The 25,385-nt window shown below is 73.1% G+C and carries 17 protein-coding genes; 11 read left to right on the top strand and 6 right to left on the bottom strand.

What is annotated here, in order from left to right:
* Positions 1 to 4: 4 nt before the first annotated feature.
* The gene (locus ACQYWQ_RS06985; protein WP_431033041.1) at positions 5 to 391 is read left to right on the top strand and encodes a hypothetical protein; all 387 of its coding nucleotides are present in this window, start codon (positions 5 to 7) and stop codon (positions 389 to 391) included.
* 311 nt (positions 392 to 702) lie between these two features.
* Entirely contained in the window at positions 703 to 1,464 is a 762-nt protein-coding gene (locus tag ACQYWQ_RS06990; protein ID WP_431033042.1) for a TetR/AcrR family transcriptional regulator, read from the top strand.
* Here ACQYWQ_RS06990 and ACQYWQ_RS06995 read toward each other — a convergent pair.
* Positions 1,442 to 2,140, bottom strand: a complete 699-nt coding sequence (locus ACQYWQ_RS06995; protein WP_431033043.1) for a DUF4230 domain-containing protein — start codon at positions 2,138 to 2,140, stop codon at positions 1,442 to 1,444. The two genes, ACQYWQ_RS06990 and ACQYWQ_RS06995, sit on opposite strands and share 23 nt — an antisense overlap.
* Before the next feature lie 406 nt (positions 2,141 to 2,546).
* Here ACQYWQ_RS06995 and ACQYWQ_RS07000 point away from each other — a divergent pair, with 406 nt between their 5' ends.
* Together ACQYWQ_RS07000 and ACQYWQ_RS07005 are read left to right on the top strand one after the other, a co-directional pair.
* On the top strand, positions 2,547 to 4,229 hold the full coding sequence (locus tag ACQYWQ_RS07000) for a glycoside hydrolase family 13 protein (protein WP_431033044.1): 1,683 nt from the start codon (positions 2,547 to 2,549) through the stop codon (positions 4,227 to 4,229).
* 211 nt (positions 4,230 to 4,440) lie between these two features.
* Positions 4,441 to 5,340 (top strand): phosphatase PAP2 family protein, encoded by a 900-nt coding sequence (locus tag ACQYWQ_RS07005; protein WP_431033045.1) that lies wholly within the window; start codon positions 4,441 to 4,443, stop codon positions 5,338 to 5,340.
* 73 nt (positions 5,341 to 5,413) lie between these two features.
* Here the strand turns inward: ACQYWQ_RS07005 and ACQYWQ_RS07010 are convergent, their stop codons facing one another.
* Positions 5,414 to 8,416: a bifunctional [glutamine synthetase] adenylyltransferase/[glutamine synthetase]-adenylyl-L-tyrosine phosphorylase gene (locus ACQYWQ_RS07010; protein WP_431033047.1), complete on the bottom strand. Its 3,003-nt coding sequence runs from the start codon at positions 8,414 to 8,416 to the stop codon at positions 5,414 to 5,416.
* A gap of 216 nt (positions 8,417 to 8,632) precedes the next feature.
* Positions 8,633 to 10,321, bottom strand: a complete 1,689-nt coding sequence (locus tag ACQYWQ_RS07015) for an MDR family MFS transporter (RefSeq protein WP_431033048.1) — start codon at positions 10,319 to 10,321, stop codon at positions 8,633 to 8,635.
* A 289-nt stretch (positions 10,322 to 10,610) separates the two neighbouring features.
* On the opposite strand from ACQYWQ_RS07015, the gene ACQYWQ_RS07020 reads away from it, so the two are divergent.
* The 3 genes from ACQYWQ_RS07020 to ACQYWQ_RS07030 all read left to right on the top strand — a co-directional run bounded on the left by ACQYWQ_RS07020 (position 10,611) and on the right by ACQYWQ_RS07030 (position 13,523).
* A complete protein-coding gene (locus ACQYWQ_RS07020) occupies positions 10,611 to 11,195 on the top strand; it encodes a TetR/AcrR family transcriptional regulator (RefSeq protein ID WP_431033050.1) in 585 nt (194 codons plus the stop codon).
* A gap of 253 nt (positions 11,196 to 11,448) precedes the next feature.
* On the top strand, positions 11,449 to 12,954 hold the full coding sequence (locus tag ACQYWQ_RS07025; protein WP_431033051.1) for a hypothetical protein: 1,506 nt from the start codon (positions 11,449 to 11,451) through the stop codon (positions 12,952 to 12,954).
* 5 nt (positions 12,955 to 12,959) lie between these two features.
* On the top strand, positions 12,960 to 13,523 hold the full coding sequence (locus ACQYWQ_RS07030) for an NUDIX hydrolase (protein WP_431033052.1): 564 nt from the start codon (positions 12,960 to 12,962) through the stop codon (positions 13,521 to 13,523).
* Between the two features lie 62 nt (positions 13,524 to 13,585).
* On the opposite strand, the gene ACQYWQ_RS07035 is transcribed toward ACQYWQ_RS07030, so the two are convergent.
* On the bottom strand, positions 13,586 to 14,947 hold the full coding sequence (locus tag ACQYWQ_RS07035) for a glutamine synthetase family protein (RefSeq protein ID WP_009064627.1): 1,362 nt from the start codon (positions 14,945 to 14,947) through the stop codon (positions 13,586 to 13,588).
* Between the two features lie 493 nt (positions 14,948 to 15,440).
* Here ACQYWQ_RS07035 and ACQYWQ_RS07040 point away from each other — a divergent pair, with 493 nt between their 5' ends.
* Positions 15,441 to 17,201 carry an NAD+ synthase gene (locus tag ACQYWQ_RS07040; RefSeq protein WP_431033053.1) on the top strand — a complete coding sequence of 587 codons (1,761 nt, stop codon included), beginning with the start codon at positions 15,441 to 15,443 and terminating at the stop codon, positions 17,199 to 17,201.
* Positions 17,202 to 17,466: 265 nt separating this feature from the next.
* On the opposite strand, the gene ACQYWQ_RS07045 is transcribed toward ACQYWQ_RS07040, so the two are convergent.
* A complete protein-coding gene (locus ACQYWQ_RS07045; protein WP_431039087.1) occupies positions 17,467 to 18,396 on the bottom strand; it encodes an endonuclease/exonuclease/phosphatase family protein in 930 nt (309 codons plus the stop codon).
* A 383-nt stretch (positions 18,397 to 18,779) separates the two neighbouring features.
* Here ACQYWQ_RS07045 and panB point away from each other — a divergent pair, with 383 nt between their 5' ends.
* The 3 genes from panB (at position 18,780) to ACQYWQ_RS07060 (ending at position 21,747) form a co-directional block, all read left to right on the top strand.
* Positions 18,780 to 19,646: a 3-methyl-2-oxobutanoate hydroxymethyltransferase gene (gene panB / locus ACQYWQ_RS07050; protein WP_431033054.1), complete on the top strand. Its 867-nt coding sequence runs from the start codon at positions 18,780 to 18,782 to the stop codon at positions 19,644 to 19,646.
* Between the two features lie 212 nt (positions 19,647 to 19,858).
* Positions 19,859 to 20,917, top strand: a complete 1,059-nt coding sequence (locus tag ACQYWQ_RS07055) for an ATP-binding cassette domain-containing protein (RefSeq protein ID WP_431033055.1) — start codon at positions 19,859 to 19,861, stop codon at positions 20,915 to 20,917.
* Positions 20,914 to 21,747: an ABC transporter permease gene (locus ACQYWQ_RS07060; RefSeq protein ID WP_431033056.1), complete on the top strand. Its 834-nt coding sequence runs from the start codon at positions 20,914 to 20,916 to the stop codon at positions 21,745 to 21,747. The genes ACQYWQ_RS07055 and ACQYWQ_RS07060 overlap by 4 nt, the downstream gene beginning before the upstream one ends.
* Before the next feature lie 63 nt (positions 21,748 to 21,810).
* On the opposite strand, the gene ACQYWQ_RS07065 is transcribed toward ACQYWQ_RS07060, so the two are convergent.
* Positions 21,811 to 25,248, bottom strand: coding sequence for a BTAD domain-containing putative transcriptional regulator (locus ACQYWQ_RS07065; RefSeq protein WP_431033057.1), 3,438 nt, complete (start codon positions 25,246 to 25,248; stop codon positions 21,811 to 21,813).
* Positions 25,249 to 25,385 lie beyond the last annotated feature (137 nt).

The raw sequence follows: 25,385 nt of genomic DNA on the forward strand, positions 1-25,385 counted from the left end.
CCTCATGGACGAAAACGACCGTCCCCATGACCCCGACGCGCCCGAGAGCCTGGACTACCTCATCGACCGCCGCACGACGTATCCGACGCAGGCGGAGGAGCGGGAGGAACAGGAGGGGCTGACCTGGCCGTTGGGTGACCCGGGAGAGGCGGGGGGTACGGGCGACGACGCGCTGGGCGGCACGGGCGACGGCGAGTTCGGCGGTGCGGGCGACGGTGAGTTCGGTGGTGCGGGGGCGGGCCCCGTACCGCCACGCCCCGGCGGGGGGCCGGGCACGGCCCGCCGCCGGCGGCCGCACCCCGACCAGCTCGCCTTCCCCGCCCGTGTCCCTGAGCAGCCCGGCCCGCCCCCGCCGGAGAACCTTCCGCCGCAGTCGCCCCCGGACGCCTGACCGGCACACCCCGCGCGCGCTACCGGCGGCCGCAGGGCCAGGAGGGGGCGGGCCGAGAAGAGGGAGGCGGGCCAGGAGGGGCGGAAGGAGGCGGGCCGAGAGGCGGGAGGCGGGCCAGGCGGGCCAGGAGGAGGGAGGCGAGCCGGGAGGAGGCGGGCCGCGCTACCGGCAGCCGGGCCGGGAGGGACGGCCAGCCGCGAGGCGCCCGGCGCGCAGAGGTCAGCCTCCCTCGCAGGCACCCCGCCGAGGCCCCCGAAGGCCCCCGAGGGACCCCCGGTCGCCTAACCACCCGTTCTCGGTAGGCTGTTCGTATGACGACCGGGGTGCGCCGCAGGATGGGTGTCGAGGAGCGTCGGGAACAGTTGATCTCCGTGGCACTGGAGTTGTTCAGCCGCCGCCCTCCCGCCGACGTGTCCATAGACGAGATCGCGGCGGCCGCCGGGATCTCGCGGCCGCTTGTCTACCACTACTTCCCGGGGAAGCTCAGCCTCTACGAAGCCGCCCTGCGGCGGGCCGCCGATGATCTCGCGCACCGCTTCGTGGAGCCGCACGAAGGGCCGCTCGGCGCACGGCTGTTGCGGGTCATGGAGCGGTACTTCGACTTCGTGGACGCGCACGGCCCCGGTTTCTCGGCGCTCATGCGGGGCGGACCCGCCGTCCCATCGGGGCAGGCGGCGAACGCCCTCATCGACGCGGTGCGGCAGGCCGCACGGGACCAGATCCTCGCCCACCTCGGTGTCACCGAACCCTCGGCGCGCCTCGATCTCGTCGTACGGTCCTGGGTCTCGCTCGCCGAGTCGACGGCACTGCTGTGGCTCGACGGGCGGCGCGTGGCGCGCGCCGAGCTGGAACGCCAGCTCGTGCACGATTTCGTCGCGCTGCTCGCGGTGAGCGCGCAGCGCGATCCCGAACTCGCCGCGCTGCTCAGGGAAATCCTGGCGCGGGAGCCGGTCGACGGGCTCTTCGCCGAGCTGGTCGCCAGCCTCCTCGCGCTCGCGCCCGCGGGGCTGCCACGGGCGCGGGACGCGGCCGAGGCCGAGGCGCAGGAGATCATTTCTTCGCCGCGTACGTGATGTGCACCGTGTCGAAACCGAGCGAGTGCAGCAGTCCCTCCAGCATCGCCGTCGTGTTCTTCTCGGCGCGCGCGGGGAGTTCGCTGTCCTTGGCGGCGTCCCCGATGTGCTGGGCCGCGAGCTTCTGGACGGCGCGTTCGTCGTTGGGATTGTCGGAGAAGAAGTCGCCGAGCCGGTCGAGGAGCCCGCGCTGTTTGGAGACCGCGTAGGAGCGGTCGGGGTCGAGCGCGGGCTTGCCGAGCACGGCGTGCGGGAGCCGCAGGCTCGCCTCGGTGCGGTCGTCGTTGACGCGGACGTCCTTGTCCTTGAGGCCGCCGAGTTCCACGTAGGCGGAGACGCTTCCCGCGCCGACGTACAGGGTGCGCTTGCCCTTGAGGGCGTCGGGGAGGAACTTGGTGTCCTTCTCCAGGTCCACGACGACCTGGAAGTTGCCGGTGGCGGCCTCGTAACGGCTCATGTCCTTGATGGACTTGAGCAGCGCGGGTCCTGTGCGGTCGTGGGTGTCCTCGCCGAACAGCTCGCCGAGGCCCGGGATGACGGCGAACCTGATCAGCAGGACGAACAGCACGACGAGGGCCACGAGGGCGGCGAGGAGCTTTCCCCACCAGGGCGTTCCCGCCCTGCGACGCGGCGTCGCCTCGGCCCTCTCCGGTGTCTGGGCGGTCTTCTGGGGCATGACGGCGCTCCCCTCTCCTGTAAGGCTCTCCCGTGCGGGCCGCACGTCCGTGTCGGCCCGTCCTTCACAGCTCTCTGATGCCCAAGACGCGGGCGATCAGGCGTCGTTGGCAGTCTGGGGGCAGTCCAGTGGCAGTGTCGTGACAGTCCGGTCGCGTGTCCGAGCGGTCAGCTGCGGGCCGGAGCGGTCAGCCAGGGACCTGAGCGAGTCGCGAAAGAGCACGCGGCTGGCACGAAGCTGCCAATTCATGACGTTGTATGTCAGTCCGTGTGGGTACGTCCGCCGCTCGGGTATGACCGTGACAGGTGCCCGGCGGCCCGTTCTCCTCCCCCAGCCGCCGCCGGGCGCCGCCCGTGTCCGTACTCGTCAGCCCGTCCCCGTACCGGTCAGCAGAGAAAGGCCCGCCATGCCGCAGGACCCCGCCCCCGGCGCCGTCCGCACCCCCGCCCCCGCCTGGTGGCGGGACGCCGTCATCTACCAGGTGTACGTACGGTCCTTCGCGGACAGCGACGGGGACGGGATCGGTGACCTGCGCGGGGTGACGAGCCGCTTGCCGTATCTCGCGGGACTCGGGGTCGACGCGGTGTGGCTCACACCGTTCTACGCCTCGCCGCAGGCGGACGGCGGTTACGACGTCGCCGACTACCGCGCGGTCGACCCGCTCTTCGGCGACCTCGCGGACGCCGCGGCGCTCATCGCCGAGGCGCACAGGCACGGGCTGCGCGTCATCGTCGACGTCGTCCCGAACCACACCTCCGAGCAGCATCCGTGGTTCCGCGCCGTGCGCGCCTCGCCCACGGCGCCCGAGCGCGCGTACTACGTCCTGCGCCCCGGGCGCGGCGCGCACGGTGAACTGCCGCCCAACGACTGGGAGTCGGTCTTCGGCGGCCCGGCCTGGAGCCGCCTGCCCGACGGGGCCTGGTACTTGCACCTGTTCGCGCCCGAGCAGCCCGACCTGAACTGGGAACACCCGGCCGTGCGCGCCGAGTTCGAGGACGTGCTGCGTTTCTGGCTCGACCTCGGCGTCGACGGTTTCCGCGTGGACGTGGCGCACGGGATGGTCAAGGCACCCGGGCTCCCCGATGTCGGCCGGGCCGGACAGGCCCGCATGCTCAACACCGAGGTCCTGCCGTTCTTCGACCAGGACGGCGTGCACGAGATCCACCGCTCCTGGCGCTCGCTCCTCGACTCCTACCCGGGCCAGCGCATCGAGGTCGCGGAGGCCTGGGCGCCGACCTCCGAGCGCCTGGCGCTGTACGTACGGGCCGACGAGGCGCACCAGGCGTTCAACTTCCAGTACGTGCTGGCCCCTTGGGAGGCAGGGGCGCTGCGCGAGGTGATCGACGCCTCGCTCGGCGCGACGGGTGCGGTCGGGGCGACGACGACGTGGGTGCTCTCCAACCACGACGTCGTGCGGCACACGACGCGGTACGCGGAGGGCGACCCGGCGCGCGGGCTGCGCCGAGGGCGGGCGGCGGCGCTGCTCACGCTCGCGCTGCCCGGCTCGGTGTACGTGTACCAGGGCGAGGAGCTGGGGCTGCCCGAGGTGCTCGACCTGCCGGAGGAGGTACGGCAGGACCCCGCCTACTTCCGGGGCAGGACGCTCGCGGGGGACGGAGCCGGGCTGCCGGGCGCGCCCGATGCGGCGGGGCTCCCGGAGACGGAGGCGACGGGGCAGGAGGGGATGCGGGACGGCTGCCGGGTGCCGCTGCCGTGGTCGGGCGAGGCGCCACCGTACGGTTTCGGGCCCGGTGGTTCCTGGTTGCCGCAGCCGCCCGCGTGGCGGGGGCTCAGCGTGGAGGCGCAGCGCGGGGACCCGGCATCGACGCTGGAGCTGTACCGCGCCGCGCTCGCGCTGCGGCGTGAGCTGCCCGGCCTGGGCGACGGCGGGATGGAGTGGCGCGCGGCGCCCGAGGGCGTCCTGCTCTTCGCGCGGCCCGGGCTGCTGTGCGCCCTGAACACCCGCCCCGCTGAGGTCGTGCTCGACCTGCCGGGCCGCCCGCTGCTCGCCTCGGGCCCGGTGGACACGGCAGGCGGACGCGTGGTGCTGCCCGGGGAGACGTGCGGGTGGTGGGCGAGCGAGGAGTAGGAGGAGAGGAACAGGAGGAAGGGAGGGGAAGGAGAGGAGGAGAAGGCGTAGCGGGGGCTCCTGGTGGGGAGGGAGGGAGCAGAGGGGTCGGCTCGGGGTTTTCCCTGAGTCCCTCCGCGCGGCTCTCCTCCTCCAGGCGGAGAAGACGGGGGGCGAGGCCGACCGGAGGGATGATCAGGATTCGTGCCGGATTCTGGCAGACTCTCTGCTCATGGGTGAGATGACTGTGACACCGATGGAAGGCCATGAACCGGCCGCCTCCTCACCCGCGACGGACGAGCCCGATCGCCCCACCGCCGTGCGCCGCACGGTGCGGCGCCTGCGCACCCCGAAGCGGCCCCGGCTCTGGTTCGAGATCCTCCTCATCGGCCTCAGTTACTGGGTGTACTCGCTGATCCGCAACGCGGTTCCGGAGCAGCGCGCCGAGGCGCTGCGGCACGCGGACTGGATCTGGCGCGTGGAGCACGATCTGGGCATGGCCTTCGAGCAGTCCGTCAACCACGCGATCGACAAGGTCACGTGGCTGATCGTGGGCATGAACTACTACTACGCGACGCTCCACTTCATCGTGACGCTCGGCGTGCTGGTCTGGCTCTTCAAGTGGCACCCGGGGCGGTACGCGGCGGCGCGCCTCGTACTCTTCGCGACGACGGGCGCGGCGCTGCTCGGCTACTACCTGTATCCGCTCGCGCCGCCGCGTCTCATGGCGAACACCCATTTCATCGACACCGTTCTCGTGCACGAGACGTGGGGCTCGATGGCCTCGGGCAACCTCAAGCACGTGTCGAACCAGTACGCGGCGATGCCCTCGATGCACATCGGCTGGTCGACGTGGGCGGGCCTGACGATCATCGCGCTCGCGAAGACGCCGTGGGCGAAGATCCTCGGGGCGCTCTACCCGATGGCGACGCTGACGGTCATCGTGGCGACGGCGAATCACTTCTGGCTCGACGCGGTCGGCGGCCTCGTCTGCCTCGCCTTCGGCTTCGCCGTCGCCTCGCTCTGGTACGGGAAGCTGCCCTACGCGCTGCCCCGGCTGATCACGTCACCGGGCAGAGGCTCCCGTTTGCGCGCTGCGGGGGCGACGCAGGCCGCACGGGTCTCCCGCTGACAGACCCGCCCCCGTACGGTGGCGGGCCCTGTGCCGGTACGGGCGCGGGCCCTGTCCCCGTGCGGGGGCGTGCTCACAGCGCCGCCCCGTAGAACAGCTCCTCCACCACGCCGCGTGCGCGGCGGGTCGTGCGCCGGTAGTCCTCCAGCATGTCCCCGGCGTGCCCTGCCTCGTAGCCCAGGTAGCGGCTCACGGCGCCGAGTTCGCGGGTGTCGCTCGGGAAGGTGTCGCCGGCCCGGCCGCGTACGAGCATGACCGCGTTGCGCACGCGCGCGGCGAGGACCCACGCCTCGTCGAGGACGCGGGCCTGTTCCTGGTCGAGGAGGTCCGCCTCGAAGGCCGCGGCGAGTGCTTGGCGGGTGCGGGTCGTGCGCAGTCCGGGCTCGTGGTGGCCGTGGCGGAGCTGGAGGAGCTGGACGGTCCACTCGACGTCGGAGAGGCCACCGCGTCCGAGCTTGGTGTGGAGGTTGGGGTCCTGGCCGCGCGGGACGCGTTCGGCCTCCATGCGGGCCTTGAGGCGGCGGATCTCCCGTACGGCGTCCTCGCTGATGCCTTCGGCGGGGTAGCGGAGCGGGGCGATGAGTTCGGTGAAGGCGCGGCCGAGTTCGGGGTCGCCCGCGACGGGCTCGGCGCGCAGGAGGGCCTGGGCCTCCCAGGTCTGCGACCAGCGGCGGTAGTAGGCGGCGTAGGAGCTGAGGGTGCGCACGAGGGGGCCGTTGCGGCCCTCGGGCCGCAGGTCGGTGTCGATGAGCAGGGGCGGGTCGGCGCTGGGGAGCTGGAGGAGGCGGCGCATCTCGGCGACGACGGCGTTCGCCGCGCGGGCCGCCTCGGCCTCGTCGACGCCTTCGCGGGGCGCGTGGACGAAGAGGACGTCGGCGTCGGAGCCGTAGGCGAGTTCGTGGCCGCCGAAGCGGCCCATGCCGATGACGGCGAAGCGCGTGGGCAGTTCCTCGCCCCACCCGGCGCGGACGACGGCGCGCAGGGTGCCCGCGAGGGTCGCCGCCGTGAGGTCGGAGACGGCGGAGCCGACGCGGTCGACGAGCGCGCCGTGGTCCTCCTCGGCCGGGTTGTCCTCGGTCCCGTACGAGCCGATGAGGTCTGCCGCCGCGGTACGGAACAGCTCGCGGCGGCGCACTCCGCGCGCGGCGACGACTCCGGCCTCGGGGGTCTCGGCGCGCCCGACGGCGGCGAGGATCTCCTGTTCGAGCTGGGCGAGGGGGCGCGGGTCGAGTCCCGCCGGGTCGCCGAGGAGGGCGACGGCCTCGGGGGCGCGCAGGAGCAGGTCCGGGGCGAGGCGCCCCGCGGACAGGACGCGGGCGAGGTTCTCGGCGGCGGCGCCCTCGTCGCGGAGCAGGCGCAGGTACCAGGGGGTTTTGCCGAGGGCGTCGGAGACCTTGCGGAAGTTGAGGAGTCCCGCGTCGGGGTCGGCGGAGTCGGCGAACCAGGCGAGGAGGACGGGCAGCAGGGTGCGCTGGATGGCCGCGCGGCGCGAGACGCCGTTGGTGAGGGCTTCGAGGTGGCGCAGGGCGGCGGCGGGGTCGGCGTAGCCGAGGGCGACGAGGCGGTCGCGGGCGGCCGCGGGGCTCAGTCCGGCTTCGCCGGGGGCGAGGTGGGCGACGGCGTCGAGGAGGGGGCGGTAGAACAGCTTTTCGTGGATGCGGCGGGCCGCGCCCGAGTGGCGCTTCCACTCCTTGAGGAGTGAGGTGATCGGTTCGGTGCGCAGGCCGAGGGAGCGGCCGAGGCGGCGCAGGTCGGCCTCGTCCTCGGGGACGAGGTGGGTGCGGCGCAGCTTGAAGAGCTGGATGCGGTGTTCGAGGGAGCGCAGGAAGCGGTAGGCCTCGTCGAGCTGGAAGGCGTCGGTGCGGCCGATGTAGCCGCCGTCGGCGAGTTCGGCGAGCGCGGCGAGGGTCGTGGGGCTGCGCAGGCTCGTGTCGGTGCGGCCGTGGACGAGCTGGAGGAGCTGGACGGCGAACTCGACGTCGCGCAGGCCGCCCGGCCCGAGTTTGAGTTCGCGTTCGGCCTCGGCGGCGGGGATGGCGTCGATGACGCGGCGGCGCATGCGCTGCGTGTCGGTGACGAAGTTCTCGCGCTCGGACGCCTGCCATACGAGGGGCGCGAGGGCGTCCACGTACTCCTGGCCGAGGGCGAGGTCGCCCGCGACGGGACGGGCCTTCAACAGCGCCTGGAACTCCCAGGTCTTGGCCCAGCGGTGGTAGTAGGCGAGGTGGCTGGAGAGGGTGCGCACGAGGGGGCCGTTGCGGCCCTCGGGGCGGAGGTTGGCGTCGACGGGCCAGATGGTGCCCTCGACGGTGGTCTCGGAGCAGATGCGCATGAGGTGCGCGGCCAGGCGGGTCGCCGCGCGGATCGCCTCGCCCTCGTCGACGCCGTCGTGCGCGGGTTCGCCGACGTAGATGACGTCGACGTCGGAGACGTAGTTCAGCTCGTGGCCACCGCACTTGCCCATCGCGATGACGGCGAGGCGGCACACGGCGGCGTCCTCGGGTGCGGCCTCCTGGGCGAGGCGCAGCGCGGTGCGCAGCGTCGCGGTGGCGAGGTCGGCGAGTTCGGCGGCGGTCTCGCTGACGTCGGTGGTCCCCGTGACGTCGCGCGCGGCGATCGACAGGAGGCAGCGGCGGTAGGCGACGCGGAGCGAGACGGGGTCGGTGACGTCGGCGAGGCCGCGCTCGAACTCGGCGACATCGGGGTGCAGATCGCTCGACTCGTACCGGACGAGGGTCTTCCAGTCCTCCGGGTGGCGTGCGAGGTGGTCGGCGAGGGCCTCGGAGGCGCCGAGCACGCCGAGGAGCCGGTCGCGCAGCGGCTTCGCGGACACGAGCGTGAGGAGCAGGGTGCGCCGCGCCTCCTCGTCGGGCTGCGCCTCGGCGAGCCGTACGAGGCCGAGCAGCGCGAGATCGGGGTCGGCGGCCGCTCCGAGCGCGTCGAGCAGTACGGGGTCGGAGCGCACGGCGGCGAGGGCGTCCTCGCCGAGGAGCTTCTCGGCGTGCGAGGGATCGACGAACCCGTACCGCAGCAGCCGCGTGAAGGTACTGCTCCTGCGCCCGCTCGGGACGGTCATCGCCACGCCCTCCTGCCGTGACCCTGCCGGTCAGGGCCCACGGTGGTGAGCGTAGTCGGGGTGGCGCGCGACGGGCGGGGGCCACCCGGTCCGTGTGCCGGGTGGCCCCCTGCGATCGTGCCGGTCCCCGCCGGTCCGTGTCCCTGCCGGTCCGTGTCCCTGCCGGTCCGTGTCCCTGCCGGTCCGTGTCCGTGCCGGTCCCTGCCGGTCCGTCGGCTACGAGACCGGGGTCTTCGTGCGTCCTTCGTCGGGGCCCCGGCCGGTCGCGGGGGCCGCGTCGGCGGGAGGGGGCGTCGGACTCGTACCGCCGCCGGTGTCCGTGGCACCGTCCGCTGCCGCCGGGGGGACCTCGGCCAGATCGACGCTGTCGCGCAGGGTCGCCGGGGTGAGGAAGGCCGCGGCGACGATGCCGACGAGGGCGATGAAGGCGGCGATCAGGAAGATGTGGCCCGTCGCGTCGCCGTAGGCGCCGCGGACCACCTCCTGGACCGGGGCCGGCATGCCCTTGACGTCCAGCGTGCCGCTGCCGCCGCCCGCGCCGCCCGCCGCACCGTCGACGCCGAGTTGCTTGAGGCCGTCCGCGATCCTGCCGCTCACACTGTTCGCGAGCACCGCGCCGAGTACGGAGACGCCGATCGTGCCGCCGAGGGAGCGGAAGAAGGTGATGGCGCCGCTCGCCGCGCCGAGTTCGTGGAGCGGCACGGTGTTCTGGAGGACAAGGACGAGGTTCTGCATCGACATGCCGACGCCCGTGCCGACGAGGAACATCCACGCGCCGACGACGACGAGCGAGGTGTGCGCGTCGACCGTCGAGAGGCCGAAGAAGCCGCCCGCGAGGATCACCGTGCCCGCGAGGATGTACGGCTTGACCTTGCCCGTCTTCGAGACGAGCCGGCCCGCGATCGTCGACGCGAGGAGCACTCCGGCCATGAGCGGGATGGTCAGCAGTCCGGCGATCGTCGGGGACTTGCCCCGTCCGATCTGGAAGTACTGGCCGAGGAAGACCGCGCCGCCGAACATCGCCATGCCGACCGCGAGGCTCGCGACGATGGCGAGCGCGGGGTCGCGGCGCTTGATGACGTGCAGCGGGATGACCGGCTGCGCGACCCGCGACTCGACCGCGACGGCCGCGCCGAGGAGGACGACCGTGCCCGCGAGCATCGCGGCCGTCTGCCAGGAGATCCAGTCGAAGTCGTTGTCGACGAAGGTGACCCACAGGAGCAGGAGGCTGACGCCTGCCGCGATGAGCGAGGCGCCCCAGTAGTCGACCTTCGTCTCGGGGCGGCGGACGTCCTCCAGGTGGAGGGTGCGGGCGAGGATCACCGAGGCGACGACGGTGAAGGGCAGCGCGATGAAGAAGCACCAGCGCCAGCCGAGCCAGTCGACGTCGGTGATCGCGCCGCCGAGCAGCGGCCCGCCGACCGTGGCGACCGCCATGACGGCGCCGAGGTAGCCGTTGTACCTGCCGCGCTCCTTCGGGCTGATCATCGCCGCGATGATCACCTGCACGAGCACCTGGAGCGCGCCCATGCCGAGGCCCTGCACCGCGCGGAAGCCGATGAGTGTCGCGGTGTTCTGCGCGAAGCCCGCGCCGAGCGAGGCGACGACGAAGATGCCGATCGCGATCTGGAGCAGCAGCTTCTTGTTGAAGAGGTCGGCGAGCTTGCCCCAGATCGGCGTCGACGCCGTCGAGGCGAGCAGGGTCGCCGTGACGACCCAGGTGTACTGCGACTGGGTGCCGCCGAGCGAGCCGATGATCTGGGGCAGCGCCACCGAGACGACGGTGGAACTGATCATCGCGACGAACAGCACGATGAGCAGGCCACTGAGGGCCCGCAGGATGTGCTGGTGATCCACGGGGGCGGAGTCGCTGGACTCCGTCGCCGCCACCGATTGGGCGCTCACGCGCTACCTCCGGGATGCGGGAGTGGGACGTAGGGGATGTACGGGCGCACGGGCGTACCCGGGTGTGCGGGAGGTACGTGCGCGTACGGGACGGGTGTGGTGCTCACGTGCGCGGGAGTACGGGGTACGGGGACGGACCGGACCGGGCCGGTCGCGGGGGCGGTGCCCCGGGGCGCCACCCGGGTTTCCCGCTGCCCACGGGCCTCCGCGCTGACGCGTTCACCATACATGCGCACTGAGCAATTTTGCACACTGAGCACGTAATCTGGGTCCCCTACGATGGATGGACATGGAGAGCACAGTGGGTCTGCGCGAGCGCAAGAAGGCCGCCACCAGGGAAGCCGTCCACAAGGCGGCGCTGGATCTGGCGGTCGAGCACGGTTTCGAGCACGTCACCGTGGAGGCGATCGCCGACGCGGCGGGCATCTCGCGCCGGACCTTCTCCAACTACTTCACGGCGAAAGAGGACGCGGTCCTCTGGGGCGAGGAGCAGCACATCAAGGCCCTCGTCCTCGCCTTCCGCGCCCGCCCCGCCCGCGAGACCCCCTGGCAGGCCCTCGCGAACGCCGTCGTCGACCGCTTCCCCACCGAGGAACCCCCCGACCGCGAGACCGCGCTCCGCACCCGCCTCGCCCTGCGCCACCCCACCCTGCTCGCCCGCCAGCTCGCCAACCACGCCGTACTCGAAACGGACCTGCGCGAGGCCATCACCGACCGCGGCGGCCTCACCCCCCTGGAAGCCGGCTGCCTCGGCGCCGCCTTCCTCGCCTCCATCCGCCTCGCCATGCAGCGCTGGATCGCCGGCGACGAAACGGACGACCCGCGCGAGCTGATCACGGAAACGATGCAGGCGATGGCGGGGGTCTTCGGCTGAGCCGGACACCGACGGGGCCTCGCCGGACAAGAGGCGGTTCCCCGCACTGTGGCCCCCGGTAGCCCACACGGCTCCCCGCACTATGGCCCCCCGGAAGCCCACACCGTGGCCCCGGCCCGTCGATTCCGGCCGCGCCCTGCGGGCGGGCCACGCCACTGGCCACCGCCCCACATCCCGCTTTCCCAGGTACGGGACGACGCTGCGGCGGTACGGTGCCGACGACGACCGCGTGTAAGCGCCGCAGGGGGAAGCGATGGCACTGCACTACCTGGAATCGCTGGACTCGCAAAGGATGCGCTGGCCGGGGCCGGGGGGAGTGAGTGCCGAGGAGGAACGGCAGCGCGAGCACCACGAGTTGCAGGTCTTCACGGAGGTCTTCACGACGCTGGCCCTGGGCCTGGACCTCGTGATCCCGCAGAGCTACGCCTTCGACTCGCTGAGTTTCCTGCGTGTGGCGAGCAGCGTCCTGGAGGCGCGGGACCGGGTCGCCTCGCGCGAGCACCCCCTTCGGCTGCACCTCCACCGGGCCGCCTCCTTCGAGGAAGCCGTCGCGACGATGCTGCACCGCACCCGGGCGGACGGGCACCCCCTGTCCAGCGGCCTGTTGCCGGAGCTGCACCACGCGGCGGAGTACGGGCTCGACCCCGGCCAGGTCCAGGCGGACGCTTCCAGCCTGGACCGCTTGCTCAACAGCTACTGGATCGGCGACGAACGAGCCGAGGCACTGGCCCGGATACGGGCCGAGTTCGCCGCCCTCCCCCGGGTGCGTGCCCGGCCGCCCGCGGTGCCCACCGACCTCGCTGCCCTCATCACGGCCGCCGCCGACGAGTCCTCGGCGATGAGCCGGGCGGCGCAGGAACTGTCCGAGCCCTTCCGCGAGACCCACGCCATCCTCCAACGCGCCCTGCGCGCCCTCGACCCGATCGGCTCCCGCGGCTTCAGCGGGCGCAGCGCGGTGCGCATGGACCGCCCCTGGCCCGGCGATGTGGCGGGCCGCACCCCCGAGGAGATCGTGGGCGGCGCCGAACCGCTCGCGCTGGTACAGGAATTCGTCGACACGCTCTACAACACGGTCGTCGTGGACTCGATCGGCACGGCACAGGCGACATTCAGCACCGACCTCACCACGGCGGGCGGGAGCGATGTCGCCGCGCGTGCCGTCGCGCAGGAACTCGCACTCGCCCACTACCGGCTGCGAGCCGACCTGCCGCCGTGGCTGCCGCACCAGCGGCCTTCGGTGGAGCAGTCCGAGGGCCTTCCCCTGTTCGAATTGAGGATCGACGGAACCAGGGCCACGGACGAGCCCGGGGCCAGGGCCGCTCTGCGGGAACTGCGCGACACGGCGACGGCCGCCTTCGAACGACTGCTCGCGGCACGGGCCGAGCGGCCCTCGCGCGGTGGCACGCCCCCACCGTTCTGGGCCGGGGTGGAGGACCTGCGGACGGCAGCGACACCGGCCGCGGCCGAGCGCGCTCTGGAGCGTCACCTCGCCCGGGTCGCCGGGCTCCTCGGCAAGGGTGGCTCGGCAGGCCCCGCCGAGGGCGGGCTGGTGGAGATCAGCCTGACCTCGGCAGGAGCCGTCGGCCCAGCCATCGCCACCGCCCTGTGGTCCTTCCCCGGCTTGCTGGAGTACCCGGCCACCGCCCTCGGGGCGGTCGCCCCTCTGCTCGCGCGCCGGGCGACCCGGATCGTCAAGGACAGGCGAGGCACGCGCAGCAGGGCGCGCGCACTGGGGCGCGTCGCCGTCGTGAGAGGCTGACCGCCGTGAGCGAGCCGCCCGAACGGGCCCAGATCCAGCGGAGCCGGGAAGTCCTGGCGTACGGCAATCCCTATGTCGAGGTCTTCGACGACGAGGTGCGTTTCGGGGACGGGACGGCGGGCCGCTACCTGCGTATCCGGCACCGCGGGCCGGGCCCGGGAGTGGTGGTCCTTCCCGTGCGCGGTGACCGCATCGGCCTCGTACGGACCTACCGGTACCCCGTCGCCTCCTGGCAATGGGGACTGCCGCGCGGGTTCGCGCAGGACGCCGACCCCCTGGAGACCGCGCGGGCCGAACTGCTGGAGGAGATGGGCGCGCGGGCGGCGGCTCTGCGCCTGCTCGGGTACATGACGCCGGACTCGGGGCTACTGACGAGCCGGGTCGCCGTCGTGCGTGCCGAGGTGACCGAGGCCACCGGACCGGTGCGGGACCTTACGGAGGTGGCCGAGGCACGGTGGCTCCCGCACGCCCGCCTCCGCCAGTGGGCAGCCGAGGGCCGCATGGAGGACGGCATGACCCTCGCTGCCCTCGGCCTCGCCGCGGCCCTCGGCGAACTCCCCGCCGCCTGAGCCGTCCGGCCCGCCCGCGGCGTGCGCCGCACAGCGGGCGAGCCGTGCGGCGCGAAGCGCGCCTACAGCACCGGCAAATTCTTCTTCAGCTCGAAGGCCGTGACCTCGCTGCGGTACTCCTCCCACTCCTGCTTCTTGTTGCGCAGGAAGAAGTCGTAGACGTGTTCGCCCAGGGTTTCCGCGACGAGTTCGCTGCGTTCCATCAGGGCGATGGCCTCGCCGAGGTTCTGGGGGAGGGGTTCGATGCCCATCGCGCGGCGTTCGGCGTCGGAGAGGGCCCAGACGTCGTCGTCGGCGCCAGGGGGGAGTTCGTAGCCCTCCTCGATGCCCTTGAGGCCCGCGGCGAGCAGGACCGCGTAGGAGAGGTAGGGGTTGGCGCCGGAGTCGAGGGAGCGGACCTCGACGCGGGCCGAGCCGGTCTTGCCGGGCTTGTACATCGGGACGCGGATGAGCGCGGAGCGGTTGTTGTGGCCCCAGCAGATGTACGAGGGCGCCTCGCCGCCCGCGCCCGCCGTACGCTCCGTGCCGCCCCAGATGCGCTTGTAGGAGTTGACCCACTGGTTGGTGACGGCGGAGATCTCGTCGGCGTGGCGCAGCAGGCCCGCGATGAAGGAGCGGCCGACCTTGGAGAGCTGGTACTCGGCGCCCGACTCGTAGAAGGCGTTGCGGTCGCCCTCGAAGAGGGAGAGGTGGCTGTGCATCCCCGAGCCGGGGAACTCCGAGAAGGGCTTGGGCATGAAGGTGGCCTGCACGCCCTGCTCCAGCGCGACCTGCTTCATGACGAGGCGGAACGTCATGATGTTGTCCGCCGTCGAGAGGGCGTCGGCGTAGCGGAGGTCGATCTCCTGCTGTCCGGGGGCGCCCTCGTGGTGGCTGAACTCGACCGAGATGCCCATCGACTCCAGCATGGTGATCGCCTGGCGGCGGAAGTCCATGCCGACGTTCTGCGGGGTGTGGTCGAAGTAGCCGGAGTTGTCGGCGGGGGTGGGGCGCGAGCCGTCGACCGGCTTCTCCTTGAGGAGGAAGAACTCGATCTCGGGGTGGGTGTAGAAGGTGAAACCGAGGTCGGACGCCTTGGCGAGCGCGCGCTTGAGTACGTAGCGCGGGTCGGCGAAGGACGGCGAGCCGTCCGGCATGAGGATGTCGCAGAACATGCGCGCGGTGCCGGGGGCCTCGGCGCGCCAGGGCAGGACCTGGAAGGTGGCGGGGTCGGGCTTGGCGATCATGTCGGACTCGTAGACCCGGGCGAAGCCCTCGATCGCGGAGCCGTCGAAGCCGATGCCCTCGTCGAAGGCCTGCTCCAGCTCGGCCGGCGCGACGGCGACGGATTTCAGGAAGCCGAGGACATCGGTGAACCACAGGCGCACGAAGCGGATGTCCCGCTCCTCAAGCGTGCGGAGCACGAACTCCTGCTGCTTATTCATATCCACCCATCCTTGCTGGTCGAGCCGCCTTGCACCGTTGCCGTGCCCTGGGCGTACGAGCATCCCACCACACGGTTTCCCGCAGGTTGCGAACACAAGGACGATCTCCCGCCGCGCAACCGCTCCCGCCATAGTGCATTGCCCGCACACCGCGGCCGACAGGGCCCGGGGGGCACGGCTGGCCGCGCCCATTGTGGGGGACGCGTGCCTTCCGGGTCGACCCACTCCCCCACGGGTCCCGCGGGCCCGCTCAAGTCCCGTACAGCACACCGGCTTTGGGGATACGGGTACGGGGCCGACGCGCCCGCAGGAAACGGCGCCACCCTCGCGTACCGGCCCAAGGCGGGGTAAAGGACACGCCACGGATTGCGCCGAAAATGCCTCGAAATCGGCAAACGGCGGCGGAGCGGTGACCGGCCGGGACACGGCCCCGCACCCGTACGGCCCCGCCCCTCCCCCACATCGCGTCAGAGAGACGATTACACTGGCGACCGTGCCTCAACTACGTCTCGCCCTGAATCAGATCGACGCCGTCGTCGGCGATCTCGCCGGCAACGCGGACTCGGTCGTGCAATGGACCCGGCACGCCGCGGAGCGGGGCGCCCATCTGGTCGCCTTCCCCGAGATGGTGCTGACCGGCTACCCCGTGGAGGACCTCGCGCTGCGCTCCACCTTCGTGGACGCCAGCCGCTCCGCGCTGCGCGCGCTCGCCACCCGCCTCGTCGACGAGGGGCTCGGCGGGCTGCCCGTCGTCCTCGGCTACCTGGACCGCAGCGAAACGGACCAGCACCGTTACGGGATGCCCGCGGGGTCTCCGCGCAACGCCGCCGCCGTGCTGCACCAGGGCCGCGTCGTGCTCCGCTTCGCCAAGCACCACCTGCCGAACTACGGCGTCTTCGACGAGTTCCGCTACTTCGTGCCCGGTGACACGCTGCCCGTCGTGCGCGTGCACGGCGTCGACGTGGCCCTCGCCATCTGCGAGGACCTGTGGCAGGACGGCGGGCGCGTGCCGGCGACCCGCGCGGCGGGTGCCGGGCTGCTGCTGAGCATCAACGCGTCCCCGTACGAGCGCGAGAAGGACGACACGCGCCTGGACCTGGTCCGCAAGCGCGCCCAGGAGGCGGGCTGCACGACCGCGTACGTGGCGATGTCCGGCGGGCAGGACGAGCTGGTCTTCGACGGCGACTCGATCGTCGTCGACAAGGACGGCTCCGTCCTCGCGCGTGCCCCGCAGTTCACCGAGGGCTGTTTCCTGCTCGACCTGGACCTGCCGCCCGCGCCGCCCGAGGAGCCCGCCGGGACCGTCCACGACGGGCTGCGCATCGAGCACGTCACGATCTCGCCCACGCCCCTGCCCGCGTACGAGCCGGAGTACACCGGCGAGTACGCCGAGCGCCTGGAGGACGCCGAGGAGGTGTACGGGGCGCTCGTCACGGGGCTGCGCGCGTACGTGAGGAAGAACGGTTTCCGCACCGTCCTCATCGGGCTCTCCGGCGGCATCGACTCCGCGCTCACCGCGGCGATCGCCTGCGACGCGATCGGCGCGGAGCACGTGTACGGGGTCTCGATGCCGTCGAAGTACTCATCGGAGCACTCCAAGGACGACGCGGCCGATCTCGCCGCGCGCACCGGGCTGCACTACCGCTCCGCGCCGATCGCCCCCATGTTCGACGCCTACATGGACGCGCTCGGCTTCACGGGGCTCGCCGAGGAGAACCTCCAGGCGCGGCTGCGCGGCACGACGCTCATGGGCATCTCGAACCAGGAGGGGCAGATCGTCCTCGCGCCCGGCAACAAGTCGGAGCTGGCGGTCGGCTACTCGACGCTCTACGGGGACGCGGTCGGCGCCTACGGCCCGATCAAGGACGTCTACAAGTCGCAGGTCTTCCAGCTCGCGCGCTGGCGCAACCAGGCGGCCGAGCAGCGCGGCGAGACCCCGCCGATCCCCGAGAACACGATCGCGAAGCCGCCGAGCGCGGAGCTGCGCCCCGGCCAGGTCGACACGGACTCGCTCCCCGACTACGACGTGCTCGACCGCATCCTCGCGATGTACGTCGACAGGGACCAGGGCTCGGACGCGATCGTCGCGGCAGGTTTCGACCCCGAGGTCGTCGCGCGCGTGCTGCGCATGGTCGACAACGCCGAGTACAAGCGGCGCCAGTACCCGCCGGGGACGAAGATCTCCGCGAAGGGCTTCGGCAAGGACCGGCGGATGCCGATCACGAACCGGTGGCGGGAGAACTCGGGGACCTGAGCCCCGGGGAACCGTCGGGCAGGGGGCCGCGTCCGGTGGGCGCGGCCCCCTGCGCGTACGCGGGTGGCGGCGGTACGGGGACGGGACGCGCGCTCGCGGGCACCGCGGGCGGACGCCCCGGGGCCACGTACCGCCCGGGACCACGGCCACGTGCCGCGCACGGGCCGCCCACCGCGCCCGTCGGCGTCCCGCGCCCGTCGGCGTCCCGTCGCCCGGCGGCGTCCCGTCGCCCGTCCCGCGCCCGGTACCGCCGCGGGCGGGCCGCTCAGCTCGTGCTCGCCAGGCGGATCGACGCCGCCACCGGGAGGTGGTCGGAGCCGGTGCGCGGGAGGGTCCAGGAGGAGACCGGTTCCGCGCCGCCGACGAGGATCTGGTCGATGCGGGCCATCGGGAAGCCGGCGGGCCAGCTGAAGCCGAAGCCCTTGCCCGCGGCGCCCTGGGTGGAGCGGAGCTGCGAGGTCACGGGGGAGAGCGCGCGGTCGTTCATCGTGCCGTTGAGGTCGCCGACGAGGAGCTTGTTGGTGAGCGGTTCCTCGCGGATCGCCTTGCCGAGCGCCTCGGCGCTGCGGTCGCGCTGCCCCGCGACGAAACCGGTGTCGAGCTTGACGCGGACCGAGGGCAGGTGCGCCACGAAGACCGCGACGGGGCCCCTGGGGGTCTCGGCGGTCGTGCGCAGGGCGCGCTCCCAGCCCAGTTGGAGATCGACGGGCTTCGTGCCGCGCAGCGGGTACTTGCTCCAGAGGCCGACCGTGCCCTTGGTGACGTGGTACGGGTACGCGGCCTTGAGGGCGCTCGCGTAGCGGGGCGCTGCCTGATCGGTCAGCTCCTCCAGGGCGAGGAGCTGGGCGCCGGAGCCGACGAGGGTGCGGACGGTGCCGGGAAGGTCGCCGTTCTCGGCGTTGACGTTGTGGGTGACGACGGTGAGGTCGCCGCGCGACTGGTCGTGGCCGAGGACGAGACCGCTGAACAGATTGAGCCACACCGCCACGGGCAGCACGAGGGCGAGGAGCGCGGTCGCCGAGCGCCGTACGAGCGCGAGGACGAGGAGGACGGGGACGAGGAGCCCGAACCACGGGAGGAAGGTCTCCAGGAGGCTGCCGAGGTTCCCGACGCGGTTGGGGACGTGGGCGTGGACGAGCATGAGGCCCGCGAGGGCGAGCGCGAGCACGGCGAGCACGATGCCGCGCCGCCACATCCCGGCGAACCTTCCGCCGCCCGGTGCCCCTGTGCGGCGGCCCACGAAGCGCATCCGGCCGCGCAGCCCTTCGGGGCGCTGTCCCTCACTGCCCGTTTCCGCCTTGTATGCCTGCGCCATTCCGCCGCCTCACTGACCACCGTGCACCCGTTCCGCCCCTGACCCTAGGGGATGAAGGGAGCCCTGCCCGCCGCCACGGCGGACCTGTGTGGAGTGGGGACGCGAGGGCGCCGGGCGGGAGTTCCTGGTTGGGTGCGGGCTGTGCCTTTTGTGCGTGCCGGACCACTCCCCCTCTTTCCGGTTTCGCGTGCGAGGTGTCACCATGAGGAGTGAATCCGGGGACGCCGCAAGGGCGCTTCGAGATGACCAGAAGGAGCCGCGTGATGAGCGAGCTTTCCGCTGCCCGCGCACAGTCAGAAACTCCCACAGGGACCCTGTACGGCAAGGCCGTGCGCCGCAGGGTCACCGTGCACGACATCGCCCGCGCCAAGGAGCGCGGCGAGAAGTGGGCGATGCTCACCGCCTACGACGCCATGACCGCGTCCGTCTTCGACGAGAGCGGCATCCCCGTCCTCCTCGTGGGGGACTCGATGGGCAACTGTCACCTCGGCTACGACTCGACGGTGCCCGTGACGCTCGACGAGATGGCGATGCTCTCCGCCGCCGTCGTACGGGGCACCAAGCGGGCCCTGATCGTCGGCGACCTCACCTTCGGCTCGTACCAGGAGGGCCCGAAGCAGGCGCTGCGCTCGGCGATGCGCCTGGTCAAGGACGCCGGGGTCGGCGCCGTGAAGCTGGAGGGCGGCGAGCGCTCGCACGAGCAGATCAGGACGCTCGTCGAGGCGGGTATCCCCGTCATGGGCCACATCGGGCTCACCCCGCAGTCCGTGAACGCGATGGGGTACCGGGTGCAGGGGCGCGGCGAGGAGGCGGCCGCCCAGCTGCTTCGCGACGCGAAGGCCGTGCAGGACGCGGGCGCCTTCGCCGTCGTGCTCGAACTCGTCCCGGCCGAGCTGGCCGCCGAGGTCACGCGCACGCTCGCCATCCCGACCGTCGGCATCGGCGGCGGCGCGGCGACGGACGCGCAGGTCCTGGTGTGGACGGACATGATGGGGCTCACGGGCGGCAAGGTGCCGGGCTTCGTGAAGCAGTACGCGGATCTGCGCGGCCTCCTCGGCGACGCGGCCCGTACGTTCGCCTCCGAGGTCGCGGGGGGCGCCTTCCCCGCCGCGGAGCACGAGGTGCACTGACGCCCCAGGCGGCGCGGTGACACGACCGGGGCCGGTCCGGCGGGTTCTCCCGCGGGGCCGGCCCCTTCGTCCGGGCCGCACCGGGGCGCATGCGCTCGCACGTGCGCCCCCCACCCCCTGCACGACACCGACAGATCGCCTCTTTTCGCAGGTCAGAGGCGTGTAGGTGAGTTGTGGGCGGCTTGTCGGTGGCGGCTGTCAGGGTGGTTGCCATGACGCGAATCGATACGACGAACGCACCGAAGGGGCGGCGGGACGGCGGGGACATCGCCGTCTCGGTCCGCGGTCTGAAGAAGCACTTCGGCAGCACCAGGGCACTCGACGGCGTGGACCTCGATGTCCGCCGCGGCACCGTGCTCGGGGTACTCGGCCCCAACGGCGCGGGCAAGACGACCCTCGTGCGCTGCCTGTCCACCCTGCTCGTCCCCGACGCGGGCTCCGCGACCGTGGCGGGCATCGACGTCCTGCGGCAGCCGAAGGAGCTGCGCCGCAGGATCGGCCTCACGGGCCAGTACGCCTCGGTCGACGCGAAGCTCTCGGGGCGCGAGAACCTGTACCTGATCGGGCGGCTGCTCGACCTGAGCCGTGCCGAGGCGCGGCGGCGGGCCGACGAGCTGCTCGAACGGTTCTCGCTCACCGAGGCGGCGAAGCGCGTGGCGGGCACGTACTCCGGCGGGATGCGGCGCCGCCTCGACCTCGCCGCGTCGATGATCGGCCGGCCCGCCGTGCTCTACCTGGACGAGCCCACCACGGGTCTCGACCCGCGCACCCGCCAGGAGGTGTGGAGCGAGGTGCAGAGCATGGTCGGCGACGGCGTGACCGTGCTGCTCACCACGCAGTACATGGAGGAGGCCGAGCAGCTCGCGAGCGAGCTGACCGTCATCGACCGCGGGCGGGTCGTCGCCGAGGGCGCGATCGACGAGCTCAAGTCCCGCGTCGGCGGCCGTGTGCTGCGCGTGCGCCCGGCCGACCGGGGCGCGCTGCCCGAGGTGGCCCGGCTCGTGGAGGAGAGCGGCCTCACGGGGCTCGCCACTCCGGCGCTCGACCCGGAGAGCGGCAGCGTCCTCGTCCCGCTGCTCGCCGACGAACAGCTCACCGCGGTCATAGGACTGCTCGCCGAGAAGGGCGTGGCCCTCGCCGACCTGCGCACCGAGCTGCCGAGCCTCGACGAGGTCTTCCTCTCGCTCACCGGCCAGAAGGCCACCCACACCGACCAGGAGCAGCCGCAGGACGGCGCCACCGCCCCCGTACGAGAGAAGGTCTCGGCATGAGCACCGCCACCCTCACCGCGCCCTCGCCCTCGCCCGCCCCCGTCGTGGGCGAGGCGAAGATCGGGCTCCGCGCCCACCTGCGGCACATCGGGGCGCTGACCCGCCGCAACATCCTGTGGATCAAGCAGGACCCGGAGTCGATGTTCGACGCCATCCTGATGCCGCTCGTCTTCACGCTGCTCTTCGTCTACGTCTTCGGCGGCGCGATCGCGGGCAAGGGCAACCAGCAGGAGTACGTGAACTACGTCGTCCCCGGCCTCATGGCAATGATGGGCATGAACATGGCGACCGGCGTGGGGACCGGCTTCAACCAGGACTTCCAGACCGGCGTGATGGACCGCTTCCGAAGTCTGCCGATCGCCAGGTCCTCGGTCCTCATCGCCAAGATCATGGTCGAGATCCTGCGGCTCATCATCGCGGTGGGCGTCCTGCTCGCGGTCGGATTCGCCCTCGGGCTCTCGGTCTCGAACGTGCCGGGGCTCTTCGCCTCGATCGGCCTGTCGATCCTCTTCGGCTCCTCGCTCATGTGGATCTTCCTGACGCTCGGCGTGACGATGAAGAGCGCGCAGGCCATCCAGGCGATGGGCTTCCTCGTGATGATGCCGCTCCAGTTCGGCTCCTCGATCTTCACGCCGACGTCGACGATGCCGGGCTGGCTCCAGGCCTTCACCGACTACAACCCGATCTCGACGCTCGCCGACGCCTCGCGGGCGCTGTGCAACGGCGGCCCGCTCACGCACGGGCTGACGTGGACGCTGATCTGGACGGTGGCGATCACGGTGGTCATGGCGCCCGTCGCGATCCACAAGTTCCGTACGAAGTCCTCCTGAACGGTACGAGGGGGTGGGGTACGGATGACGTACGAGCGGAAGCCGCGGCTCCGGCGGGGACGGTCAGTCCCGGCCGGTGGGCGCGGCTTCGCCGGTGCCGGGAGGGGCGGACTCGCCGGTGCCGGGGGGCGCGGCTTCGCCGGTGCCGGGCCTGGTCAGGGTGTGCAGGAGAGCGAGGCCCTCGCGGAGGGTGAGAGCGGCGCCCTCGGCGCGGGCGGTGCGCACGGCGGGGGCGGCGAGGGGGAAGGTCTCGTCCTCGGTGGCGGTCGTGATCATGCTCTCGGTCCCGGCGAGCAGTTCGCGTTCGACGCGGGCGGCGCGGCCGGGGGCGGGCAGCGCGGCGCCCACGGCGGCGACGAGCCGCGCGGCGAGGAGCAGGTCGGGGGCGGAGCGCCGCGCGGTGCCGCGCAGGGCGAGCGCGTAGGCGGCGGTCAGGAGGTGACCGGCGGACAGGTGCGGGGCCATGAGCAGGGCGAGATCCTCGAAGAACATGTCCATGCCCTGCCCGAGGCGGCGCAGACTCTCCTCGTATCGGCCTTCCAGGGCGTCGAGCCAGCCCTCCAGGCGCCCGATCATGCTGTCGAGGAGGACGAAGGAGCCGCTTCCGAAGTCGCGGCGCAGCCGCTCGACCGCCTCCCGCGCCTCGGCGACACGACCGGTCCCCGCGTAGCGCATGGCAAGGAAGAGGTAGGCCACGGGGCGCGCCTCGACGGGCACGGAGCCGCCCTGCCCGACGATCTCGCGCAGCAGCTTCTCGCCGCGCGCCACCTCATCGGGGTCGTCCGACTCGATGAGGAGGCCGCCCATCCTGGCGCGCAGCACCCCGGTCTGGCTGTGCGCGCCGAGCGTGGTCGCGTGGCTCGTCGCCTCCTCGTAGTCGGCGGCGGCCTCGGTGAAGCGCCCGTGCCACTCCAGGACCTCGGCGCGCGCGGCGAGGGCTTCGGCGGCGCCCCAGCTGTCGCCCAGGTCGCGGAAGATCCGCAGCGCCTCGCCCGCGTCGGCGAGTGGGTCGCCCTCCAGGTCCGTGCGGTTGGCGAGGAGGTTCGCGCGGTTCTGGAGCGCGGTGGCGAGTTCCCAGGGCAGGCCGAGTTCCCGCGCGGTGCGCACGGTGCTGTCGGCGACCTCGCGGACGAGGCCGATGTCCCCGGTGAAGAGGACGGCGAAGAACCAGACGTTGGCCGGGGGGCGGCAGGTCTGCGGGAGGCCGGGGCGGTAGACCTCGGTGACGCGGCGCAGCCGCCTGCGGCCCGCGAGGTCGTTCCAGCGCTCCAGGTCCATGTCCATGTGGGCGAGGTGCATGAGGTGCACGCCGCGCCTGGCCTCGTCGAGGACGGCGCCGGTCCACGGCGGGGGTGTCGCTGTGCAGCTCTCCGGTACGGGCGATGCCTCGGCGGCGTCCTCGGCGAAGGGGTCGGGGCCGAGCGCGGCGGCCGCGGCCGCCCAGTGCACGGCCTCGTCGCGCGGGCCGCGGATCTGCCAGTACCAGGCGAGCGAGAGGACGAGGCACAGGACCTCCTGCTCCTCACCTCGCTCGACGGCGGTGCGCAGGGCGAGGCGCAGGTTCTCGTACTCCGTCTCCAGGCGGGAGATCGCGGCGGCCTGCCGGGGGCCGCGCAGGAGCGGGTCGGTGGTGCGGACGAGTTCGCGGTAGTGCAGGAGGTGGGCGTGGCGGGTGGCCGCCGCGGCGCCTTCCTCGGCGAGCCGTCCGCCGGCGTACTCGGCGACGGTCTCCAGGAGCCGGTAGCGCATCGTGCCGTCGGGGGCGGGCGCGGCGGTGACGAGGGACTTGTCGACGAGGGCGCCGAGCACGTCGGGCACCTCGGCCGCCGGTGCCCCCGGGGCGGCGCACACGGCTTCGACGGCGGCGAGGTCGCAGCCGCCCGCGAAGACGGAGAGGCGGGCGAGCACGGCGCGCTCGCGTGCGTCGAGGAGGTCCCAGGACCAGTCGACGACGGCGCGCAGGGTCTGCTGACGGGGCAGCACGGTGCGGCTGCCCGTGGTCAGGAGCCGGAAGCGGTCGTCGAGGCGGTCGGCGATCTGGCGCGGCGTGAGCAGGCGCAGGCGGGCGGCGGCGAGTTCGATGGCGAGGGGGAGGCCGTCGAGGCGGCGGCAGATCTCGGCGACGGCATCGGGTTCCGTGCCGGGCGTGAAGCCGGGGCTGACGGCGGCTGCGCGTTCGGTGAAGAGGCGGCGCGCCGCGGGCTCGGGAAGGGGCTCGACGGGGCGGAGCACTTCGCCGGGGACGCCGAGCGGTTCGCGGCTCGTCGCGATGATCGTGAGGCGGGGGCAGCGTTCGAGGAGGGCCTGCGCGAGGTGCGCGGCGGCTCCGACGACGTGCTCGCAGTTGTCGAGGAGGAGGAGCATCCGGCGCGGGGCGCAGTGCTCGGTGAGCCGGGTGAGGACGTCGTCGTACTGCCGGTCGGTCGCGACGCGGATCTCCTCGGCACCGGCGCCGCGCAGCACGGTCTCGCGTGCGCCGACCGCGCCGAGCACGGCGGCGGGGACGGCCTCGGGGTCCGTGACGGGGGCGAGTTCGGCGAGCCAGACGCCGTCGGGTGCGCGCTCGCGCAGGGTCTCGGCCGCCTCCTGGCTGAGCCGCGTCTTGCCCGAGCCGCCCGGCCCGAGGAGTGTCACGAGCCGGGAGCCCGCGAGGTCGGCGCGCAGGGTGTCGATGTCGGCGCTGCGGCCGACGAAGGAGGTGAGGCGGGCGGGGAGGTTGCCGGGGGCGGGCGGGCGCGGGCGTTCGGGCGCGGCGGGCGCCGGGCCGTCCTCGCCCGCGCCGAGGAGTGCGGTGTGCAGGGCGCGCAGGGCGGGGCCGGGGTCGGTGCCGAGGCGGTCGGCGAGGGTACGGGCGAGACGCGCGTAGGCGGCGAGCGCCTCGGCGGGGCGCCCGGTGTCGCGCAGGGCGCGCAGGCGCAGCAGGTGGAGGGGTTCGTCGAGGGGGTGGGCCCGGCACAGCGCGGTGAGCGGGGGCAGCGCCTCCTCGGGGTGGCCGAGGTCGAGGGCGGCGGCCCAGCGGGCGGTACGGGCCGCGCGCAGCCGTTCGGTCCAGTGGCGGGCCTCGGCCTCGGCGTCGGGCAGGTCGGCGAGCGGCGGTTCGGCCCACAGCGCGAGCGCCTCGTCGAGGAGCCCGGCGGCACGGGCGGGCTCGCCCGCGTCGAGCGCGGCCCGCCCCTCGTCGGTGAGCCGCCCGAAGCGGTGCAGGTCGACGGCGTCGGGCGGGACGTCGAGCCGGTATCCGGCGGGCTCCGAGACGATCGCGGCGGCTCCGAGTGCGCGCCGCAGCCGTCCGACGAGCGCTTGCAGCGCCGCCTGCGGCTCGGCGGGCGGATCGGCTCCCCAGACCTCGTCGGCGAGCACGGTGGCCGACACGCTCCGCCCGGCCCGTACGGCGAGCACGGTGAGCAGCGCACGCAACCGCGCCCCGCCGAGGGGAACGGCGCTGCCGTCGGGGCGGAGAGCGGCGGTGGTGCCGAGGACGCGGTAGTACACGGGGACCATTGTGTACGGGGCGGGCTTCGGCGGGAGGGGCGGGCGGACTTCGGCGGGAAGGGCGGGCGCGGGCGGCGGCGTCGGTTCCGCCGGGAGAGCGGGTCGGTCAGGACGGCGGGGGTTCGGTCAGGACGGCGGGGGTTCGG

It is taken from the genome of Streptomyces sp. P6-2-1 (assembly GCF_050613165.1).
Classification (GTDB): domain Bacteria; phylum Actinomycetota; class Actinomycetes; order Streptomycetales; family Streptomycetaceae; genus Streptomyces.

Excerpts from the sequence above, each read along its gene's own strand:
- ACQYWQ_RS06985 (WP_431033041.1), top strand. The coding sequence starts at position 5 with ATGGACGAAAACGACCGTCCCCATGACCCCGACGCGCCCGAGAGCCTG.
- ACQYWQ_RS06995 (WP_431033043.1), bottom strand. The coding sequence starts at position 2,140 with ATGCCCCAGAAGACCGCCCAGACACCGGAGAGGGCCGAGGCGACGCCG.
- ACQYWQ_RS06990 (WP_431033042.1), top strand. The coding sequence starts at position 703 with ATGACGACCGGGGTGCGCCGCAGGATGGGTGTCGAGGAGCGTCGGGAA.
- ACQYWQ_RS07020 (WP_431033050.1), top strand. The coding sequence starts at position 10,611 with ATGGAGAGCACAGTGGGTCTGCGCGAGCGCAAGAAGGCCGCCACCAGG.
- ACQYWQ_RS07055 (WP_431033055.1), top strand. The coding sequence starts at position 19,859 with ATGACGCGAATCGATACGACGAACGCACCGAAGGGGCGGCGGGACGGC.
- ACQYWQ_RS07035 (WP_009064627.1), bottom strand. The coding sequence starts at position 14,947 with ATGAATAAGCAGCAGGAGTTCGTGCTCCGCACGCTTGAGGAGCGGGAC.
- ACQYWQ_RS07005 (WP_431033045.1), top strand. The coding sequence starts at position 4,441 with ATGGGTGAGATGACTGTGACACCGATGGAAGGCCATGAACCGGCCGCC.
- panB (WP_431033054.1), top strand. The coding sequence starts at position 18,780 with ATGAGCGAGCTTTCCGCTGCCCGCGCACAGTCAGAAACTCCCACAGGG.
- ACQYWQ_RS07010 (WP_431033047.1), bottom strand. The coding sequence starts at position 8,416 with ATGACCGTCCCGAGCGGGCGCAGGAGCAGTACCTTCACGCGGCTGCTG.
- ACQYWQ_RS07065 (WP_431033057.1), bottom strand. The coding sequence starts at position 25,248 with ATGGTCCCCGTGTACTACCGCGTCCTCGGCACCACCGCCGCTCTCCGC.
- ACQYWQ_RS07025 (WP_431033051.1), top strand. The coding sequence starts at position 11,449 with ATGGCACTGCACTACCTGGAATCGCTGGACTCGCAAAGGATGCGCTGG.
- ACQYWQ_RS07000 (WP_431033044.1), top strand. The coding sequence starts at position 2,547 with ATGCCGCAGGACCCCGCCCCCGGCGCCGTCCGCACCCCCGCCCCCGCC.
- ACQYWQ_RS07060 (WP_431033056.1), top strand. The coding sequence starts at position 20,914 with ATGAGCACCGCCACCCTCACCGCGCCCTCGCCCTCGCCCGCCCCCGTC.
- ACQYWQ_RS07045 (WP_431039087.1), bottom strand. The coding sequence starts at position 18,396 with ATGTGGCGGCGCGGCATCGTGCTCGCCGTGCTCGCGCTCGCCCTCGCG.